17 protein-coding genes are annotated in these 20,325 nt (G+C 67.5%); 13 read left to right on the top strand and 4 right to left on the bottom strand.

The window, feature by feature from the left end:
- The first annotated feature begins 189 nt into the window (after positions 1-189).
- Entirely contained in the window at positions 190-1,674 is a 1,485-nt protein-coding gene (locus Acor_RS00545; RefSeq protein WP_246238325.1) for a heparinase II/III domain-containing protein, read from the top strand.
- Here Acor_RS00545 and Acor_RS00540 read toward each other — a convergent pair.
- Positions 1,647-3,818 carry a C2 family cysteine protease gene (locus Acor_RS00540; RefSeq protein ID WP_218034046.1) on the bottom strand — a complete coding sequence of 724 codons (2,172 nt, stop codon included), beginning with the start codon at positions 3,816-3,818 and terminating at the stop codon, positions 1,647-1,649. The genes Acor_RS00545 and Acor_RS00540 overlap by 28 nt on opposite strands.
- A 363-nt stretch (positions 3,819-4,181) precedes the next feature.
- Between Acor_RS00540 and Acor_RS00535 the strand changes: the two genes are divergently transcribed.
- Entirely contained in the window at positions 4,182-4,703 is a 522-nt protein-coding gene (locus tag Acor_RS00535; protein WP_155334480.1) for an XdhC family protein, read from the top strand.
- A gap of 158 nt (positions 4,704-4,861) precedes the next feature.
- Complete coding sequence (gene nfi, locus Acor_RS00530) at positions 4,862-5,518, top strand: deoxyribonuclease V (RefSeq protein ID WP_155334479.1); 657 nt, start codon at positions 4,862-4,864, stop codon at positions 5,516-5,518.
- Between the two features lie 8 nt (positions 5,519-5,526).
- Here the strand turns inward: nfi and Acor_RS00525 are convergent, their stop codons facing one another.
- Together Acor_RS00525 and Acor_RS00520 are read right to left on the bottom strand one after the other, a co-directional pair.
- Positions 5,527-6,540 (bottom strand): hypothetical protein, encoded by a 1,014-nt coding sequence (locus Acor_RS00525; RefSeq protein WP_155334478.1) that lies wholly within the window; start codon positions 6,538-6,540, stop codon positions 5,527-5,529.
- 118 nt (positions 6,541-6,658) lie between these two features.
- A complete protein-coding gene (locus Acor_RS00520; protein ID WP_155334477.1) occupies positions 6,659-6,934 on the bottom strand; it encodes a DUF2087 domain-containing protein in 276 nt (91 codons plus the stop codon).
- 121 nt (positions 6,935-7,055) lie between these two features.
- Between Acor_RS00520 and Acor_RS00515 the strand changes: the two genes are divergently transcribed.
- The 4 genes from Acor_RS00515 to Acor_RS00500 all read left to right on the top strand — a co-directional run bounded on the left by Acor_RS00515 (position 7,056) and on the right by Acor_RS00500 (position 10,190).
- Positions 7,056-7,937: an AMIN-like domain-containing (lipo)protein gene (locus Acor_RS00515; RefSeq protein WP_170316739.1), complete on the top strand. Its 882-nt coding sequence runs from the start codon at positions 7,056-7,058 to the stop codon at positions 7,935-7,937.
- A 62-nt stretch (positions 7,938-7,999) separates the two neighbouring features.
- Positions 8,000-8,734 (top strand): histidine phosphatase family protein, encoded by a 735-nt coding sequence (locus tag Acor_RS00510; RefSeq protein ID WP_155334475.1) that lies wholly within the window; start codon positions 8,000-8,002, stop codon positions 8,732-8,734.
- A complete protein-coding gene (locus tag Acor_RS00505; RefSeq protein WP_218034045.1) occupies positions 8,709-8,975 on the top strand; it encodes a hypothetical protein in 267 nt (88 codons plus the stop codon). The genes Acor_RS00510 and Acor_RS00505 overlap by 26 nt, the downstream gene beginning before the upstream one ends.
- 117 nt (positions 8,976-9,092) lie before the next feature.
- Positions 9,093-10,190, top strand: coding sequence for an aromatic ring-hydroxylating oxygenase subunit alpha (locus tag Acor_RS00500; protein WP_246238324.1), 1,098 nt, complete (start codon positions 9,093-9,095; stop codon positions 10,188-10,190).
- On the opposite strand, the gene Acor_RS00495 is transcribed toward Acor_RS00500, so the two are convergent.
- Positions 10,183-10,944 (bottom strand): IclR family transcriptional regulator, encoded by a 762-nt coding sequence (locus tag Acor_RS00495; RefSeq protein WP_155334474.1) that lies wholly within the window; start codon positions 10,942-10,944, stop codon positions 10,183-10,185. The genes Acor_RS00500 and Acor_RS00495 overlap by 8 nt on opposite strands.
- Positions 10,945-11,043: 99 nt before the next feature.
- Here Acor_RS00495 and betA point away from each other — a divergent pair, with 99 nt between their 5' ends.
- The 6 genes from betA (at position 11,044) to Acor_RS00465 (ending at position 20,324) form a co-directional block, all read left to right on the top strand.
- Positions 11,044-12,669 (top strand): choline dehydrogenase, encoded by a 1,626-nt coding sequence (gene betA / locus Acor_RS00490; RefSeq protein WP_155334473.1) that lies wholly within the window; start codon positions 11,044-11,046, stop codon positions 12,667-12,669.
- Between the two features lie 6 nt (positions 12,670-12,675).
- Complete coding sequence (locus Acor_RS00485) at positions 12,676-13,686, top strand: quaternary amine ABC transporter ATP-binding protein (RefSeq protein WP_155334472.1); 1,011 nt, start codon at positions 12,676-12,678, stop codon at positions 13,684-13,686.
- Entirely contained in the window at positions 13,683-15,662 is a 1,980-nt protein-coding gene (locus tag Acor_RS00480) for an ABC transporter permease (RefSeq protein WP_155334471.1), read from the top strand. The genes Acor_RS00485 and Acor_RS00480 overlap by 4 nt, the downstream gene beginning before the upstream one ends.
- Positions 15,662-16,636 carry an ABC transporter substrate-binding protein gene (locus Acor_RS00475; protein ID WP_155334470.1) on the top strand — a complete coding sequence of 325 codons (975 nt, stop codon included), beginning with the start codon at positions 15,662-15,664 and terminating at the stop codon, positions 16,634-16,636. The genes Acor_RS00480 and Acor_RS00475 overlap by 1 nt, the downstream gene beginning before the upstream one ends.
- 101 nt (positions 16,637-16,737) lie before the next feature.
- Positions 16,738-19,116, top strand: a complete 2,379-nt coding sequence (locus Acor_RS00470; protein ID WP_155334469.1) for a GcvT family protein — start codon at positions 16,738-16,740, stop codon at positions 19,114-19,116.
- Positions 19,117-19,124: 8 nt separating this feature from the next.
- Positions 19,125-20,324: a sarcosine oxidase subunit beta family protein gene (locus Acor_RS00465; RefSeq protein WP_155334468.1), complete on the top strand. Its 1,200-nt coding sequence runs from the start codon at positions 19,125-19,127 to the stop codon at positions 20,322-20,324.
- Position 20,325 lies beyond the last annotated feature (1 nt).

Raw genomic sequence — 20,325 nt, 5'->3', positions numbered from 1 at the left:
CGGCCCGGCCTACCGCCCTCCCATAACCCAGTGCCTGTCCCGGTCGCCGGGACCGCACTTACCCTCGTTTGGAGCAATCGCTTGTTTCGGCATGCCCGGATGGCCTTGAACAGAATGGTGGAGTCACGTCTTTCGCTGGTCATCGACGGACCGGTCGTCGGTGGGACAGGAGGATCGGTCCCGATCGATGTGAGTGAGGTCATGGCCGGACGTGCGGGTTTCGTCGGGCTTCCTCCCGTTGAGCTGGGGCGGGACATCGATTGGCGGATGGATCCGCATCGGAATCGGTCGTGGGCGATGAATCTGCACGCGTTGCGGTGGATGGGCGGGCTTGTCGTCGCGTACGAGAAATCGGGGGATCGGGCCCTGCTGGAGCGGGCGGCCGAGATCGCCGAGGACTGGGTGCGGAAGAATCCCGGGCGGGGTGCCGGGGTCAGCCCGTGGGCGTGGGCCGAGCATCCGGTCGCGTTGCGCGCTCCCGCGCTGGTGCGGCTGAGCGCGCACGTCCAGGCCGGCTGGCTGTCGGCGAGCCTGGTCCAGCACGCCCGGCTTCTGTCCGATCCTTCGCGTTACCGGCATGGGCACAATCACGGCCTGGATCAGGACATCGCGCTGCTGACGATCGGCTGCCGGTTCCGCCGCGGACGCTGGACGGAGCTGGCCGTCAACCGGATGGGCGCGTCCGCGGCGGCGGCGATCGACGATCAGGGCGCGCTGCACGAGCAGGCCCCCAAATACGGCATCTACGTGCATCGGAGGCTGGGCATCGCCCTGGACGCGATCCGCAAGGGCGGCGCCGCCGTTCCCGAGGGCCTGGCGGAACGCCGCCGATCCCTGGAGGCGTACGTGAGCCACGCCACCCAGCCGGATGGCCGTCTGGTGCCGATCGGCGACAGCCCGGCCGACACGCGCCCGGCGGGCTACCGGAACCAGGAGGAGACGGTCAAAGTATTCGATCGTGGTTACGTGTTCGGCCGTACCCGATGGAATGACCGCGAGTCCGCGTACTACTCGATCAGGTTCGGGCCGGGGCGTAGGCATCACGGCCATGAGGATCATCTGGGCGTGACGTATCACGCCCATGGCCGGGACATCCTGGTTGAGGCGGGTTTTCACTCGTACGAGAAGACCGCCTACCGGGAGTGGACGACCTCGCCGGAGGCGCACAACATCCCCATCGTGGTCGGCGCGAAGTTCCGCGAGGGCACGGCGACGCGGCTGGAGCACGTCGGTGTCGAACCTGCCCGGCAGACGTTCCGGCTGGCCGACGACGCGTACGGCGTGGTGCGGACCCGGTCGGTTCTGGTCAATCACGGTCCCGATCTGATGGCGGTGCTGGACGAGGTGCCCGCAGGGGCGGAGGTGCGCAGTCTGTGGCATTTGGCGCCGTCGCTGCGGGTGGTGTCGAACCGCGACGGGCGGGTGGTGCTGGCGGACGGGAACTGGCGGGCGACCATGATCCAGCTGCCCGCGCGCGAACCGGAGGTGCGCCCGGGGACGGTCTCCCCGGGCTACCTGCGGAAAGCCGACACGACGACAGTGCTGTCCGCGCCGGCCAGAGCGGTGCTGACCGTGATCGTGCCGGGCACGGACGACCCGGAGGTCTCAGTCTCCGACGGGCTGATCACGGTCGGCGGGGTGCGCTTTCACGCGTGGCGGCTGACGACGGCGTAACCGACATACGTGAAGAACTCCAGGAACTCCGCCAAGGGCAGGACGAACGACCCGGTGTCCGCCTCAGCGGGGAGCGTTCCGTCCAGGTTGGGGGAATTCTTGTGGTGCGGGTTGATCAGGGCGATGGTCGACATGTGGGTGTCGAGCGTGGTCAGCGCCTTGACCAGGGCCGCGCTGTTCACCGGCGGGCGGCCGAGCGCGGGGTCGGTCAGGTAGTCGGGAGCGGGCAGGGGCTCGCTGAACACGAGGTGGACTGCGCCGACGGCGTACTCGTGCCGGGCGTAGACGTACGGACGGGGTCGCTGGGTGGTCAGCGGCGGAGCCAGGGAGGTGACGAGTTTGACGACCTTGCCGGCCCAGGGGTCCTTTGGCCGGAGCGGTAGCAGTGTCTTCGTGATCTGCGTGCACGCGTCCTGGAACTCCTGATGGAGGTCCAGGGTCGCGAAGGTGTCTTCTTGCCGGTCGAGAATGGGCTGAAGGAGCTGGCCGATGAGGGTGAAGTGCGGAGAAAGAGGGCCGGTGTGCTGCTTGCCGAGACCGAGCAGTTTCGTGCCGACCGCGCGCCAGCCGACCGACGCGGTGGGGAGCGCCAGGCAGGGTGACAGTCCGGCCGCCTGGTCGTGGACCATGAGCAGCAGGTTGAGCAGTTCGGCGCTGGGCGGGTCGAGTTCTCTGGGCGGTTTGGCGATCGCCTCGCACAGGTAGCTCACCCGGACCGAGCGGTTGCGGCGGTAGCGGTGGCCGTACAGGCAGGAGAAGATCATCTCGCCGGACTGGCTGCCGTCGCGGATCTTGGCGTAGCCGTCGTCCGGCTGGGCGTCGCCGGCGGGGACGGTGTTCGCGTACTGGCCGAACCGGCCGACCAGGGCGGCGAACGCGCGCTCGACGACCGGCACCCAGAGAGCGGTCTCCAGTTCGAAGGCCCGCTCCAGGTAGGCGTCGCCGCCGAGCGTCCTGCGCCGCCGGACGACGGGATCGCCGCAGCGTACGCGGGGGCGCGCGCCCAGCAGGACGTTCTGGTCGTTGTGCGGGAAGATCTCGGTCAGCTCGACCGGCTGCGGGACGCGGAAGTCGCGGTTCCGGTGGCTGATCGTGCGGGTGAAGGTGACCACGTATTTGCCGTCCGCCCATTTGACCAGCCGCTTGATCTGGGCGGGATCGTGGCAGGCGATGGCGGCGAGCAGGGCCAGGAAGAAACAGTCGCCCAGTTCGCCCTGGCAGACGTCGTCGGCGCTCGGGCCGTTCGCCAGCCACAGCCGGTTCCTGGCGGTGACCATCACCACGGTCGGCAGCTTCTCGTCGGGAACGTCGACCGGCTGGTCGAGCATGATGTCCGATGAGTGGACGACCAGGTGCCTGGGTATCTGGAGCTCCGGTAACTGGGCCATGAGACCTTTTACGGTCGCGAAGATATTCGGCGTCCCGAGCACGATCGGTTTGCAGACCGCCTTCGTCCCGGCGTTCAGGCCGGAGCCCACGATCAGCGTGAAGGACTCGATGGCGTACCGGTAGTTGAAGGAGAGCTCGGTGTGGTCCGGGTCCCGGTCCTCCGCGTCTGGTACGAATCCGTCCACATACGTCTGGACCAGGTCGGTGAAGACGGACTTGATCGGGGCGGGAAGCTCGGCGAACGCGATCTTCCTTGCCGCTTTCGGGCGTTCGGCCCACAGTCGCAGAAGCGTCGGCCAATGGCCCGAACTACTCTCCGAGGCGAAGTACAGCACGGCGGCCTCGGCCACCCTGTAGGTGGCGCCGACCGACCACAGGCAGGTCTTCAGCTGGTCGCGGTGAGCCTGGATGCCCTGGATGAGGTGCTCTTTTCCGGCGTAGTCGTCGGTGACGTGGGTGAGGGCCAGGGTGGCCGTTTCGTACTGACCGGCGAACGCCGCCAGGCTCGTGACGTTCTGGATCTCCGCCGTGGAGCCGGCGGCGACCAGGCCGGCCACTTTGGCCACGTCCTCGTCGGCGACCACATCCGCCGCGTTCACCGTGCCTGTCGTGTTCCCGATCCTGATTCGGACCGTTCCATTCTTGACGTTGGGTACGCCGTCGGCGAAGGTGAATGAGGTACCAGCGGGGATCCTTCGTGGGGTTTTGTCCCCATCGGGGTGGAATTCGGCTTCGTTGATGAACTTTCCGTCCACAAGCCACTCCAGCGAGTATCCAACCGGGTCGCCAAAGTCTTTCATTCCTCCAATGAATGGTCAATGCCATATATCCCAATATTTCCCGATGGTTGAGATTAATTCGGGCGCAACAAATAAGCCAAAATGACCCAGGCGGACAATTCGCAATTGTATTACATTTATCCGATTTCACCCGGAAACGCGGAATAGGTGAGGCGGATGCATGTGGGGCGGCTGGGGTCTTGAAGTCGGCCACGTCCCCGGATGAGGCTCACTCGATGATCGGGTGGCAGTGGAATCACCCGGCGTCGCATTGATGGAAGCCGTTCGATCGTGGCGGCCCTATGGTGAAGGGAGAGGATTCCGGTAGGGGGTTATGGCATGAGCCATGTTCACGATGCGTCCTGCGCCGTGGCGCACGGAGAGGCCGCTCCCAGCGAGCAGCCCCGAACACTCGTCGCGGTCTTCGCCTCCCCCATGGCCGGATTTCTCCTGAAATACGCAACCGACTTGGGCTACCGCACGATCTTGCTTGAGCCCGGCCCAAACCGCCTGCCCGACCTCCCCGACACAAAACGCGTCACCGAACCAACCGCCGACTTCGACGACTCCACCGACGTCGTGATCACCGACCACCACCGCGACGGCATCGGCCCCATCCTGCGCGACATCCTCGCCCACCCCGTCCGCTGGATCGGCATCATCGGCAGCCCCCGCCACCAGGGCCCCCACATCCAGGCCCTCACCGACCTCTCCGTACCCCCAGCAGAAATCGCCCGAGTACACCGCCCCATCGGCCTCGACATCGGCTCCCGCACCCCACCCGAAATCGCCATCGCCACCTTGGCCGGCCTGATCGCCGACCGCAACAACCGCCCAGGCGGATTCACCTTCGCCAGATGATCTCCAGTGGGAGACAGCCGCCGCATTGATTCCGGCCCGGTCGGCGATGCTGTCGACGTCGACCAGATACTCCGTGATCCCCACCATTTCCAGGGGCGCACTTGAGTTGGTGGGATATCCGTTCGCGTCCGGACGACGAGGACGACAGACTGGCGAGGATGGAGATCGGGGAGCCATGGCCGCGGACGGCCGCCGAGGCGGAAGCTGTCCAGGAACGGCTGCGTTCGCTGGTCGAGCTGACCGAAACCGGGCCGGTCGGCGTGAAGTTCACGGCGGGGCTGGATGTGGGGTACGCCCCGGACAGTGATGAAGTGACCGGTGCCATCGTCGTTCTCGATTCCGCTCTGCGAATCGTTGACCAAGCGATATCCCGAGAAAAGGCGAAATTTCCGTATATTCCGGGGTTGTTTGCGTTCCGGGAGTTGCCGTCTCTGCTTGCGGCGTTGGATCGGCTGACGGTCGCTCCCGATCTTCTGATCTGTGATGGGTATGGCCTGGCTCATCCGCGTCGTTTTGGTCTCGCCTGCCATCTGGGCGTGCTGACGGGGCTGCCCACGATCGGGGTGGCCAAGACCGCTTTCGTCGGTAGCCACGAGGAGCCCGACGCTGGCCGGGGCAGTTGGGCTCCGATCATCCTCGACCATGAGGTGGTCGGTCGGGCCCTTCGTACCCGTGACAACGTTAAGCCGGTCTTCGTTTCCCAGGGGCACCGCGTCAGCCTCGACAACGCCTGCGCTCACGTCCTCCGCACGACGCCGTCCTTTCGGCTGCCTGAACCGATTCGTCTGGCCGACCGTCTGTCCCGCAGTGATTAGAGAGTGGCTCAGCTGAGGCTGGAGGCGGTGATCTTGGGTTTTCCGGCGCCGCGGTAGAAGATGCCGGGGTATCCCTGCGTTTCGAAGCCCGCGCTCGGGTTGTTGCGCAGGCGGGACTTGTCGATGCGGAGGGTGCCGGTCAGGTCGTTGCTGACGAAGAAGACGGCTCCGCCGCCTTCGCGGGCGGTGTTGTTCTGGATGATCGAGCCGGAGAGCTGGACCGTGAAGCGGTTCCCGTCGGTGTAGATCGCGCCGCCGCTTCCGCCGCCGGGCGTGCCGCCGCGGGAGGGATTCGCGCCCCGGCCGATCGCCTTGTTGTACGACATGACGCTGTTGAGGATCACCCAGGAGACCCCGATGCTGCTAACGGCTCCCCCGTTGGAGCACACCCCGCCCTGACCCTTAGCCCCGCCGAAGGTGCTGCGCACCACGTAAACCGGCAGGTTCCGGTACTGGCTCAGCACCCGGAGGGCGGCTCCGCCCAGGTCAGGGCCGGTCGAGTCACACCGGTTCCGGACGAATGTGGAGTTGACCACCTTTACCCGGCCGCCGCGGACGAACACCGCACCACCGCCGCCACCCTCCAGGCGCTCCCCCGTCGAGTTGCCGTCGGCGAACGTCAGGTTCTGGAGCACGAGTTGCGGCTGGGCCTGGTCGTCGCAGTGCGACGTCGTCCACACCAGCGATTTGTCGCAGGTGTTCATAAAGAGGATCCGCCGCTTCCCCATCCCGCTCAGCGTCACCTTGCCGCCGCCGTCGAGGACGACCCGGGCGCTGGTGTTGCGCACCTTGGCGGTCGCGGTCATCCGGATCACCACCCGCCCCGGCCCGCAGTTGAACGTGATCACCCCGCCCTTGGCCACCGCCGCCACCACGGCCCTGGACGTGCAGCTGGCAGGCGTCCCGTTCCCGACCACCCGATCCGGCCGCGAGGTGTTCACCGCCCGCGCCTCCGCCGGCACGTACGCCCGTCCCCCGGGGTTTCCGGGCGCGGCCGCAGCCGGACCGCTCGGGACGAGCACGGCACCGAGAATGCCAGCGACAACAAGGACAACCATCCGCATTTGACGCACCGCCGGATGCTATCGCGGGCGGAATGTCTGGATTGGAGCTTTCCCGGAATCCGCCGGACGGCTTCGCCTACGTGACGGAGCCGCCGCTGCGCCAGTAGACGCTGTTCTCGCGGGTGAGGAATTCGCCTTCCACCAGGTAGCGGCGGAGGGCGGCGAAGTCGTCGTGGAAGCGGAGCAGGATCTCGTTCACCTCGGTTTCCGGGTAGCGGACGCCTGGTTCGAAGGAGCCCGCGATGTGGTCGAGGATGACGCGGCGTTTGGATTGTTTGGCGGGGATGGTGAGGAGCCGCCCGTGGGTGAGGAAACGGTGGAGAACGTTGGAAGGGGATTCCTTGGTGGTCATCCAGGCAGCCTAGTGAGGCGGGACCGGTGGGCTCATCTGGATTTCCGGCAGTGGGAATCAGGCGGTTGACATTGGGTTTAGGGCCGTCACGATGGGGGTTCGACACATCGGACGGAGGGCCATGGGCTCCTTGCGCGCGTTGGTTTCCGGGGTTGTGGCAGGTGTCGTCGTCGCGGGCATGGCGATCAGTCCGGCCGAGGCGCGGGCGGTGCCCACGCTGGTGGCGATTCGGGCGGCGCATCATCCGGGGCTCGATCGGCTCGTGTTCGAGTTCAGGGGCGGGCTGCCGGCGCAGCGGAGCGCGGAATACGTGACGCGGCTGGTGGCCGACGGGTCGGGGCTGCCGGTGCCGGTGGTGGGGAACGCGCGGCTGCTGGTGCGGTTCGGCGGGGCGACGGGGCATGGGAGCGCGGGGGGCATCACGTACGGGCCGGCGCGGCGGGCTTTCGCGCTGCCGGGGCTGATCCAGGTCGTCAACACCGGGGATTTCGAGGCGGTGCTGTCGTTCGGAGTGGGGGTGAGCAGGAAGGCGCCGATCCGGTTGTACACGTTGAAGAATCCGAGCCGGGTGGTGGTGGAGATCGGCACGCCGTACCGGACGGTGAATGTGAAGACGTATTTCATGAACAACGCGAACTTCAATGTGGGGCGGCAGCCGTACACGAAGGGAGTGGTGCGGCCGGTGCCGGTGTCGGGGTCGGCGGCGGGGGCGTTGCAGCGGCTGTTCGCGGGGCCGACGCCGGGCGAGGCGGCGAAGTGGCTGCATTTCGAGGCGTCACACGCGACCGGGTTCAGCAAGGTGACCATCAAGAACGGGATCGCGCGGGTCTATCTGACCGGTGCGTGCAGCAGCGGCGGCTCCACGTTCACCATCGCGGACGAGATCATCCCCACGCTCAAGCAGTTCTCGTCGGTCAAATGGGTGAAGATCTACGATCCGTCCGGGTGGACGCAGCAGCCGGCGGGGGCTTCGGACTCGTTGCCTGATTGTCTCGAACCTTAGGGTGCCGCTTCCGAAATGGGCGGCGGGATTCGGGCGTTCTACCGGTGGGGAGGTGTGTCCGGATGAGCTGTCCGCATGTGGAGCACGCCGGGGCCGTCGAGTTCGTGTACGTGGTCCGGCACGGGCAGAGCACGTCGAATGTCGCCTTCCTCGCGGCCGAGACGGAGTCCGGCACGGTGATTCCCGACGATGACCTGGTGATCGGGCTGACCGAGCTGGGGTGGCGGCAGGCGGAGTCGGTCGGGAAGTGGCTGGCGGGGCTGGACGCCGGTGACGTGCCCGACATGGTGTGGTGTTCGCCGTATCTGCGGGCCGAGCAGACCTGGGCGGGGGTGGAGCGGGAACTCGTCGCCGCCGGGCGGGAGCGGCCCTGCCATCAGGTGGACGTACGGCTTCGCGATCGGGATCGGGGGAGGTTCCGGCATATTCCGTCGCGCTGGGTGCGGGAGCGGTTTCCGGCGGAGGCCGAGGCGGAGGATCGCGATCAGCTCGGGTATCGGCCGCCGGACGGGGAGTCGTTCCGGGATGTGGCCGACCGGTTACGGGAGGTCGTGGCGGAGATCGAAGCCGACGGCCATCGGCGGGTGCTGATCGTGGCGCATGACGCGGTGGTGCTGTTCCTCCGGCAGATCCTGGAGGGGCTGGGTGACGACGAGGTGCTCGCCATCGCGGCGGGCGGGCTCGCGGACAACGGGTCGATCACCAGCTGGCGGGGAGTGCAGGACGGATATCGGCTGATGGCGTACAACGTGTCGTTTGGGGGTGGCGCGGATGAGCAAGGCGCATCGTATTCGTGATCGGTTCTGGTGGGAGGTCTCACCGACCATGGAGCGGCCGGAGACGGCGCTCAACCTGCGGATCGCACTGGCGATCTTCGGGCTGGTGGTGAGCGCGGCGCTCGGGGTGCTGTCGTGGCTGGCGGGGTGGTTCGTGCCGGCGGTGGCGCTGTGGGCGATCGCGGTGATCGCGGTGGTGAATCTGATCGTGCTCGCGCAGAAGCGGGTCAAGCGGGGAGACGGGCACTCGCTGTTCAGTTGAGCTGGCGCTACAACCTGCTCGTACGCCGCGAATGAACCCTTGACATCCGTTTCGGGCGGCTTCACGCTTGTTGCGCATAGCGCATGATGTTCCGTTTCGCGAAACAGGGGTGCAGTGGTGAGCAGCGTGATTCCCACACTTCCCGGCCGCTACTACACCGATCCGGATGTCTTCGCGGCCGAGCAGCGGGGGATCTTCGAGGCGATGTGGTTCTGCGCCGCGCGGTCCTCCGACGTCGGTACGGCTGGGGCGTTCCGGACGGTGCAGGTCGGCGGCGAGAGCATCCTGATCACGCGGAGCCGGGCGGGGGTGCGGGCGTTCTACAACGTGTGCCGCCATCGTGGGGCGACCCTGTGCGTCGAGGAGTACGGGCAGGTCAAGCGGGCGTTCTCATGTGCGTACCACGCGTGGAGTTACGACCTGGACGGGAAGCTGATCGCGGCGCCGAACATGTCCGCGATGCCGGATCTGGATCGGGTTGAGTATGGGCTGGCGAAGGTGCACGTGCGGGAGTGGCTCGGGTACGTCTGGGTGTGCCTGGCCGACGAGCCGCCGTCGTTCGAGGAGACCGTGCTCGGGGCGGTCACCGAACGGCTGGGCGCGCTGGAACTGATCGACAACTATTCGGCTGACGCGCTGGAGCTGGGGCGCAGGATCGTCTACGACGTGAAAGCCAACTGGAAGCTGATCGTCGAGAACTTCATGGAGTGCTACCACTGCGCGACGATCCACCCCGAACTGGTCGAGGTGCTGCCCGAATTCGCGGACGGCTACGCGGCGCAGTACTACGTGGGCCATGGCGCGCTGTTCGGCGAGAATATCCAGGGCTTCACCGTCGACGGCTCCCCCGGCCTGGACCGCATCCCGTCCCTGGCCGAGGACCAGGACCGCCGGTACTACGCGATCACCATCAAACCCCAGGTCTTCATCAACCTCGTCCCCGACCACATCATCCTGCACCGCATGTATCCCCTGGCCGCCGACCGCACCATCGTCGAATGCGACTGGCTCTACACCGCCGACGTCGTCACCACCGGCAAGGACCTCGACAAGTCCGTCGAACTCTTCCACCGGGTCAACGAACAGGACTTCGAAGCCTGCGAACGCTGCCAGCCCCGAATGAGCTCCCGTCTGTACGCCAAGGGCGGCGTCCTGGTACCGAGCGAACACCACATCGGCGCTTTTCACGACTGGGTGCTTGAGAAGCTCAGCTGACTTGAGCGTGGCCGAGGCGGGTGCTGATCTCCCTGGCGCCCTCGATCAGAGCCGGAGCCATCTCGTGTACGCGCTGTTCCGTGAGGCGGTACGCGGGGCCGGAGACGCTGACAGCGGCCACGACCTCGCCGTGGAAGGACCGGACGGGGGCGGCGACCGCGTTCAGGCCCTCTTCCAGTTCTTCGAGGGTGGTGGCGTAGCCGCGGGATTGGGCGGTCGTGAGGTCTTTCTCCAGGTCGGGGAGAGACGTGATCGTTCGTGTGGTGAAGCGTTCGAGGGTGATCTGGGTGAGGAGGGCGGGGTCCGCGTGGGCGAGGAGGATCTTGCCGCTGGAGGTGGCGTGCAGTGGGGTCAGCTGGCCGACCCAGTTGTGCGCGGTGACCGCGGAAGGGCCCCGGACCTGGTCCAGGTTGACGGCGTAGACCGAGCGGAGGACCGCGATGTTGACCGTTTCGCCGAGTTCTTCGGCCAGGCGGTGACAGGTGGGGCGGGCGCGCTGGGCGATGTCGAGCTGGGTGTCGACGCCGGCGGCCAACCGGATGAGGCCGAAGCCGAGGCGGTACTTGCCGCGGTCTTCGGCCTGTTCGACCAGGCCGCGGGCTTCGAGGGCGCCGAGCAGGCGGAACGCGGTGGATTTGTGGACGTCGATCTCGGCGGCGATCTCGCTGACGCCGGCTTCGCCTTTGCGGGCGAGGATCTCCATTACCGAGATGGCGCGGTCCACGGACTGGACGCCCCCGCTTTCGTTGCCCATGGCGCAACTGTAGCCGCCGTACAAGAACGATTAAATCTCTGTTGCTACTAGTGAAACGTGGTGCGCATGACGCTACGATTCGGCAAAAGTGGAGGGGTCATGACATATGACTTCATCATCGTCGGCGGTGGCTCGGCCGGCTGTGCGCTCGCGAACCGGCTGTCGGCCGATCCGGGGACGCGCGTGCTCGTGCTGGAGGCGGGGCGGCCTGACTATCCGTGGGACGTGTTCATTCACATGCCCGCCGCGCTGACGTTCCCGATCGGGAGCCGGTTCTACGACTGGAAGTACGAGTCGGAGCCGGAGCCGTACATGCGGGATCGGCGGATTTATCACGCGCGGGGGAAGGTCCTCGGCGGGTCCAGCAGCATCAACGGGATGATTTTCCAGCGCGGGAATCCGCTCGACTACGAGCGGTGGGGCGCGGATCCGGGGATGGCGAACTGGGATTACGCGCACTGTCTGCCCTATTTCCGGAAGATGGAGAGTTGTCTCGGCGATCCGGGGACCGAGTTCCGGGGGCATCACGGGCCGCTGGTGCTGGAGCGCGGGCCAGTGTCGAGCACGCTGTTCCCGGCGTTCTTCGAGGCCGTGCAGGAGGCCGGATATCCGCTGACGGATGATGTGAACGGGTTCCGGCAGGAGGGGTTCGCGTCGTTCGACCGGAACATCCGGAAAGGGCGGCGGTGGTCGGCCCGGCGGGCGTACCTGGATCCGGCGCGGAAGCGGAAGAATCTGACGGTCAGGACGCGGGCGTTCGTCTCGAAGGTGCTGTTCGAGGGGACCCGCGCGGTCAGCGTGGAATGCAATGGTGAGCGCATCCACGGCAAGGAGATCATCCTGTCCGGCGGGGCGATCAACTCGCCGCAGTTGCTCCAGCTTTCCGGAGTGGGCAACGCGGCGGAGCTGCGCGCCGTCGGCGTGACACCCGTGCATGATCTGCCCGGCGTGGGCGAGAATCTGCAGGATCATCTTGAGGTCTACATCCAGCACGGATGCGGGCAGCCCGTGTCGATGCAGCCGTACCTGAAATATCGGCATCGGCCGTGGATCGGGGCGCAGTGGCTGTTCCTGCGGAGCGGGCCCGGCGCGACCAACCACTTCGAGGCGGGCGGGTTCGTCCGGAGCAACGAGGAAGTTCGCTATCCCAACCTGATGTTCCACTTTCTGCCGCTGGCCGTGCGGTACGACGGGTCGGCTCCGGCGGGCGGGCACGGATATCAGGTGCACGTCGGGCCGATGTACTCCGACTCCCGCGGGTCGGTGAAAATCACGACGAGCGACCCCAGGAAACATCCGGCGCTGCGCTTCAACTACCTGTCGACCGAGCAGGACCGCCGCGAATGGGTGGAAGCCGTCAGGGTCGCGCGATCGATCCTGGAGCAGCCGGCGCTCAAGCCGTTCAGCACGGGCGAGCTCTCCCCCGGCCCCGGGGTCCGGACGGATGACGAGATTCTGGACTGGGTGGCCAGGGACGGGGAGACCGCGCTGCACCCGTCGTGCACGAATCGCATGGGAACGGATGAGATGTCCGTACTCGACCCGGAGACCATGCGGGTGCACGGCCTGGACGGGATTCGCGTGGTCGACGCGAGCGCGATGCCGTACGTCACCAACGGCAACATCTACGCCCCGGTCATGATGCTGGCCGAGAAGGCGGCCGACCTCATTCTTGGCAACACCCCGTTACCCCCACAACGCACCCCCTTCTACCGCAAACCCTAGGTGCCCATGAAAGATCAGCCCGTCCTCGACGTACGCGGCCTGTGGAAGGTCTTCGGGCCCAAGCCGGAGCGCGCGGTCGGCAGCACGCTGTCGCGGCAGGAGTTGAAGGAGCGGACGGGCTGCGTGGCCGCCGTCCGGGATGTCTCCTTCGCGGTACGGCCCGGCGAGGTCTTCGTCGTCATGGGCCTGTCGGGGTCGGGCAAGTCGACGCTGGTCAGATGCCTGACCCGGCTGATCGAGCCGACCGCGGGCGAGATCCTCTTCGACGGCGCCGACATCCGCAAGGCCGACGAGAGGCACCTGCGGGAGCTACGCCGGCATCGGCTGGCGATGGTGTTCCAGCATTTCGGGCTGCTGCCGCACCGCTGCGTGCTGGACAACGTCGCGTACGGACTGGAGATCCGCGGCAGCGGGCGGGCGGAGCGGTACAAGCGCGCCCGCGAGGTGCTGGAACTGGTCGGGCTGACCGGGTTCGAGAACTCGTATCCGGATCAGCTGTCGGGCGGCATGCAGCAGCGGGTCGGCCTGGCGCGGGCCCTCGCGGTCGACCCCGACCTGCTGCTGTTCGACGAGCCGTTCTCGGCGCTGGACCCGCTGATCAGGCGCGAGATGCAGAACGAGGTCATCCGGCTGCACCGCGAGGTCGGCAAGACCATGGTGTTCATCACGCACGATCTCAGCGAGGCGCTCAAGCTGGGCGACCGGATTCTGATCATGCGGGATGGCGCGCTGGTGCAGATGGGCACGCCGGACGAGGTGGTCGGCGCGCCCGCCGACGACTATGTGCGGGATTTCGTGAGCGATGTCCCCCGGTCGCATGTGCTGACGTTGCGGTGGGTCATGCGGGACGCGCTCCCGGAGGAGCCGCTGGACGGGCCGGAGCTGGATCCGGATCTGGTGATCCGGGACGCCGTGCGGGTCGTGCTGTCCGCCGACCGGCCGGTGCGGGTGGTGCGCGACGGTGAGCTGCTCGGGGTCGTCACCAGCGCCGAGATTCTCGAAATGATCGCGCGATGACCACGCTCAGCCTGACCGCGCGGGTACCGGCCCGGCGTTATCTGCTGGGCGCGATCCTGGCGGCGTGGGTGCTCGGGCACGCGCTGCTGGCCGGGCGAGACACCCTGGCGCTGGGCGGGGCCGAGCTGACGCCGCTGCACGAGGGCGCCAACCAGGCGTGGGACACCGTCGACGACAACCGCAACAGCAATCCGTTCTTCCTGTACTTCTTCAACTACGTCCGGCTCATCCTGGACGAGTCGGTGCGGTTCGTGCAGGCGCTGATCAGCCAGCCGTCGTTCGGGCGGCCGGTGCCGGTGCTCGGCTGGCTGGGCGTGGTGGCGCTCGCGGCAGCCGTGACGTACATATTCGGAAATATCCGGGTGGCTTTGCTGACGGTGGCCGGGTTCGTGTCGTTCGGGCTGCTCGGGCTCTGGGCGGAGAGCATGGACACGCTGGCGCTGACGCTGACGGCGGTGGCGTACTCGCTGGCGGTGGGGATTCCGCTGGGGATCTGGGCGGGGCTGAGCGGGCGGTTCAACCGGTTCGTCACGCCGGTGCTGGACTTCATGCAGACCATGCCTACGTTCGTGTATCTCGCGCCGTTGACCCTGTTCTTCCTGATCGGCCCGGCCAGCGCGACGATCGCCACGATGATCTACGCGATCCCGCCGGCCATCCGGATCACCGCGCACGCGATCCGCGAGGTGTCCCCGGTGACGCTGGAGGCCAGCGCGTCGCTGGGCGCGACGGCCGCGCAGTCACTGCGGCAGGTACGGCTCCCGCTGGCCAGGCGCACGATCGTGGTGGGCGTCAATCAGACGATCATGGCGGCGCTGTCGATGGCGACGATCGCGGCGCTGATCGACGCGCCGGGGCTGGGCAAGACCGTGCTGAAGGCGCTGCAGACGCTGGACATCGGGGCGGCTTTCAACGCCGGTCTGGCTATCGTGATCATGGCGGTGGTGCTCGATCGGGCGACGACGGCCGCCAGTCGCCGGGTGGAGACGCGACGCCGTACAGGACGCGAAATATCAGCGTTTTTCCGGCGGGTGGAGGTCGGGGGCGCGCTGGGGATCGCGGCGGTGCTGGGGTATCTGTCCTATACCTATGTGTGGGCGGCGGAGTTCCCGGCCGGGGCGGACCTCGGGTCGTATGTCCGGCGGGCGGCGGACGCGGCGAGCCTCTGGGTCCAGGACAGCCTGTCCGGGTTCACCGACGCGCTCAAGAACGTGATCACCTACGGCCTGCTCAACCCGTTCGAGTCGCTGCTGGCGGGGTCGCCGTGGTGGCTGGTGTTCGCGGTCGGAGTGAGCATCGCCGCGCTGGTCGGCGGGCTCCGGGCGGCGATCACGGCGGCGGTCGGCCTGGCGGCGCTGATCGGGCTCGGGCTCTGGCAGGACAGCATGGTCACGCTGGCCTCCACGCTGGTCGCCACCATCCTGGTGCTGGCCCTGGGCGTGGCCACCGGCGTGTGGATCGGGCGGAGCGACCGCGCCGACGCGGTGCTGCGGCCGGTCCTGGACGCGGGGCAGACCATGCCGGCCTTCGTCTACCTCGTCCCGATCCTGGGCCTGTTCGGGCCGACCAGGTTCACCGCGATCATCGCGGCGGTCGTCTTCGCCGCCCCGGTCGCGATCAAGCTGGTCGCCGAGGGCATCCGGGGGGTGCCGCCGGCCACGGTCGAGGCGGCCCGCTCGGCCGGGTCGAGCTCCTGGCAGCTCATCGGCAAGGTGCGGCTCCCGATGGCGCGCGCCTCGGTGGCGCTGGCCGCCAACCAGGGCCTGATCTACGTGCTGTCGATGGTGGTGGTCGGCGGCCTGGTCGGCGCGGGCGCGCTCGGCTACGACGTGGTCGCCGGGTTCTCCCAGCACCAACTGCGCGGCAAGGGCCTGGCGGCGGGGCTGGCCATCGTCGTGCTGGGAATCGTCCTGGACCGTGTCACACGGGCGGCCCAGGTCAGGACAGTCCGACTCGGGGTGATCAAGGAGGATTAATGGCAATTCGACGAATATCCGTGGTGGCCGGGGCCGTGCTGTTGCTGGCCGGATGCGGCGGGGCCAAGGTCGGCGAGGCGCCCAGCGCCGCGCCGGGCACCGGCGCCGCCGGATCGGCCGCGGCCTGCGGAACCCTCAACCTGGCGATCAACCCCTGGGTCGGGTACGAGGCCAACGCGGCGGTCATCGCGCACGTGGCCGAGAAGAATTTCGGCTGCACCGTCGTCAAGAAGGACCTGAAGGAGGAGGTGGCCTGGCAGGGCTTCGGCACCGGCGAAGTCGACGCGGTGGTGGAGAACTGGGGCCACGACGACCTGAAGAAGAAGTACGTCGAGGAGCAGAAGACCGCCGTCGAACTGGGCCCGACCGGGAACCAGGGCGTGATCGGCTGGTACGTCGCGCCGTGGATGGCGGCGAAATATCCGGACATCACCAACTGGGAGAACCTGAACAAGTACGCCGACCTCTTCAAGACCTCCGAGTCGGGCGACAAGGGGCAGCTGCTGGACGGCGACCCATCGTTCGTGACCAATGACGAGGCGCTGGTGAAGAACCTCAAGCTCGACTACAAGGTGGTGTTCGCGGGCAGCGAGGCGGCGCTGATCACCGCGTTCCGCGAGTCGGAGAAGGAGCAGAAGCCCATCATCGGCTACTTCTACGACCCGCAGTGGTTCCTGGCCGAACTGAAACTGGTGAAGATCAACCTGCCCGCCTACACGACGGGCTGCGACGCGGACCCCGCCAAGGTGGCGTGCGACTACCCGCTGTACGAACTGGACAAGATCGTGAGCAAGAAGTTCGCGGATTCCGGCAGCCCCGCGTTCACGCTGATCAAGAACTTCAGCTGGACGAACGACGACCAGAATCTGGTGGCGAAGTACATCTCCGAGGACAAGATGACCCCGGCCGACGCCGCCGCGAAGTGGGCCGCCGACAACGAGGCCAAGATCAAGGCCTGGTTGCCGACGAGCTGAGTTCCGGACCGTCCCGTGCTGCTTGACACCCCGTGAGCAGCACGGGACGCTTGTTGCGGCAAACGCGGTTAGTTGCGCATATTGCAACAGCGGAGGTGGCTATGGCGGGCCCGAGCGTTGTCGTCATCGGCGCGGGAGTGGTGGGCGCGGCGCTCGCCGACGAGCTCTCCCTGCGCGGGTGGACCGAGGTGACCGTGGTCGACCAGGGTGACGTGCCGGCCACCGGCGGGTCGTCGTCGCACGCTCCCGGGCTGGTCTTCCAGACCAACGGGTCGAAGGCGATGGCGGAGCTGGCCAGGTACACGGTCGAGAAGTTCGTGGAGCTCGGGGCGTTCCTGCAGGTCGGCGGGCTGGAGGTGGCGACCTCGCCCGAGCGGCTGCGTGAACTTCATCGGCGGTACGGGTGGGCTGCCTCGTGGGGGCTCGAAGCTGAGCTGCTGAGCCCGGAGGAGTGCGTCGCGCGGCATCCGCTGCTGGACGGCGGGCGGATTCTCGGCGGGCTGTTCGTCGCGACCGACGGGCTGGCACTGGCCGTGCCCGCGGTGGCGGCGCAGCTGGACCGGGCGCGGGCGCGGGGAGTGCGCGTGCTCCCGCGTCATGAGGTCCTCGACGTCGTTGCCGTGGACGGCAGGGTGACGGGAGTCGTCACCGATAAAGGGGAAATTTCGGCCGATGTCGTGGTGTGTTGTGCGGGGATCTGGGGGCCCCGGGTGGCGCGGATGGCGGGGATGTCGCTGCCGTTGACGCCGCTGGCCCATCAGCTGGCGTGGACGGGACGACTGCCCGAACTGCCGGAGGAGCCGGTGGCGAGCCTGCCGATCCTGCGGCATCAGGACGCCGACCTTTACTACCGGGACCGGCACGGCACGCTGGGCGTCGGATATTACGGACATAGGCCGATGCCTGTCTCTGCGGACGACATCCTGTCCGTGGACGCGGCCGAGGTGATGCCCTCGCTGATGGCCTTCACCCCGGACGACTTCACCGACGCGTGGACCGAGACCCAGTCCCTGCTGCCCGCCACCCGCGCCGCGAAAGTGGAGGAAGGCGTCAACGGGCTCTTCTCCTTCACCACCGACAACATGCCGCTGATGGGCGAATCCCGGGACGTGCGCGGCTTCTGGGTGGCCGAGGCGGTGTGGGTGACCCATTCCGCGGGCGTCGGTCGGGCCATGGCCGAATGGCTGGTCGACGGACACTCCACCGTGGACCTGCACGAATGCGACGTCAACCGCTTCGAACAACACCAGCTCGCGCCCGACTACGTGGTGGCCCGCGGCTGCCAGAACTACGTCGAGGTCTACGACATCATCCACCCTCTCCAGCCGATGGAGGACCCCCGCCCACTCCGAACCAGCCCCTTTCATGTACGGCAACGCGAACTCGGCGCGGTCTTCCTGGAAGCTTCCGGGTGGGAACGCCCGCATTGGTACGGCGGCAACGACGGGTTACCCGCGCCCGCTTTCACCCCGAACGACTGGGCTGCCCGCTACTGGTCGCCGATCGTCGGCGCGGAGGCGAAAGCGACCAGGGAAGGCGTCGCCGTCTACGACATGACAGCGCTGAAGCGGCTGGAAGTGAGCGGGCCGGGCGCCACGGCGTTCCTGCAGCGGATGACGACCGGGGATGTCGACAAAGCCATCGGCTCTGTGACGTACTGCCTGCTGCTCGACGCGGATGGCGGGATTCGCAGCGACGTCACCGTGGCCAGACTGGGCGCCGGGCACTACCAGGTCGGCGCGAACGGCGAGCTGGATCTCGACTGGCTGGATAGGCATCGCCCGCCTGACGTGTTCGTACGGGATGTCACGGCGGGCACCTGCTGCCTGGGCGTGTGGGGGCCCCGGGCGCGGGAGCTCGTGCAACCGCTGACGGAGGTCGACCTGACCGCGCTCCGGTATTTCCGTGGCGCTCGGGGATATATCGGAAATGTGCCGGTGACCCTGTTGCGGCTGTCGTATGTCGGCGAGCTCGGGTGGGAGATCTACACCACGGCCGACATGGGGCTCAAGCTCTGGGACACCCTCCTGCGGGAGGGGGCGATCCCCGCGGGCCGGGGCGCGTTCGCGAGCCTGCGGCTGGAGAAGGGGTATCGGTCGTTCGGGACGGACATGACCTTCGAGCACGATCCGTACGAGGCGGGGCTGGGGTTCGCCGTCAAGCTCGGCAAAGGCGACTTCATCGGGCGGGACGCGCTGATCGAGCGCAAGGAGTCGGTGCGGCGCAAGCTCACCTGCCTGCTGCTGGACGACGTCGTCATGGGCAAGGAGCCCGTCTACCACGGCGGCCGTCCGGCCGGATATGTCACCAGCGCCGCGTACGGCTACACGATCGGCCGGGGCATCGCGTACGCGTGGTTGCCCGCGGAGCTCTCCGTCCCGGGGACGGTGGTGGAGATCGGCTACTTCGATCGGCGGCTGGAGGCGGTCGTCGCGGCGGAACCGCTTTTCGACCCGGCGATGGAACGCCTGCGCGGTTAGGGAGAACGATGCACCCGGATCGAATGTGGCGGTCGGCGGAGCCCCGCAAGTCCTACGACGTGATCGTCGTGGGGGCGGGCGGGCATGGGCTGGCCACGGCCTACTATTTGGCGAAAAATCATGGCATCACCGATGTGGCGGTGCTGGATCGTGGGTGGCTGGCCGGGGGAAATATGGCCAGAAACACCACGATTATTCGATCCAATTATCTGTGGGATGAGAGCGCGGGGATCTACGAGCACGCGCTCAAACTGTGGGAGGGCCTGGAGGAGGATCTCGGCTATCCGCTGCTGTTCAGCCAGCGCGGCGTGCTGAACCTGGCCCACAGCCTCCAGGACGTCCGCGACGGAGTCCGCCGCGTCGAAGCCAACCGGGTGAACGGCGTGGACGCGGAATGGCTCGCCCCGGAGCAGGTCAAAGAGGTCTGCCCGATCGTCGACGTCAGCCCCGGCGTGCGCTATCCCGTGCTCGGAGCGACCTACCAGCCCCGCGCCGGCATCGCCAAACACGACAACGTCGCCTGGGCCCTGGCCAGAGCCGCGTCCGACCTCGGCGTGGACCTGATCGAACACTGCCAGGTCACCGGCGTCGAGGTCACCGACGGCCGCGCCACCGCCGTGACCACCACCCGCGGCCGGATCACCGCCAACAAGATCGCACTCTCCGCCGCCGGGCACACCTCCGTCGTCGCCAAGACCGCCGGACTGGACCTCCCCCTGCAGACCCACCCCCTCCAGGCCCTGGTCTCCGAGCTCCTCGAACCCATCCATCCCACGGTCGTCATGTCCAACGCCGTCCACGTCTACGTGAGCCAAGCCCACAAAGGCGAACTCGTCATGGGCGCCGGAATAGACGCCGCCAATTCCTACCGCCGCCGCGGCGCCTTCCACATCATCGAAAGCCAGATGGCCGCGGCCCTCGAACTCTTCCCCGTCTTCGCCCGCGCCCACGTCCTCAGAACCTGGGCCGGAATCGTCGACGTCTCCCCCGACGCCTCCCCCATCATCGGCCTCACCCCAGTCGAAAACCTCTACCTCAACTGCGGCTGGGGCACCGGCGGCTTCAAAGCCACCCCCGGCATCGGCTGGTGCTACGCCCACACCATCGCCCACGACACCCCCCACCCCCTGACCGCCCCTTTCACCCTCACCCGCTTCACCACCGGCGCCCTCGTAGACGAACACGGCGCCGCCGCCGTCGCCCACTGAC

The sequence above is a fragment of the Acrocarpospora corrugata genome (assembly GCF_009687845.1).
Lineage (GTDB): Bacteria > Actinomycetota > Actinomycetes > Streptosporangiales > Streptosporangiaceae > Acrocarpospora > Acrocarpospora corrugata.
This window is presented reverse-complemented; position numbering and strand designations above follow the sequence as displayed.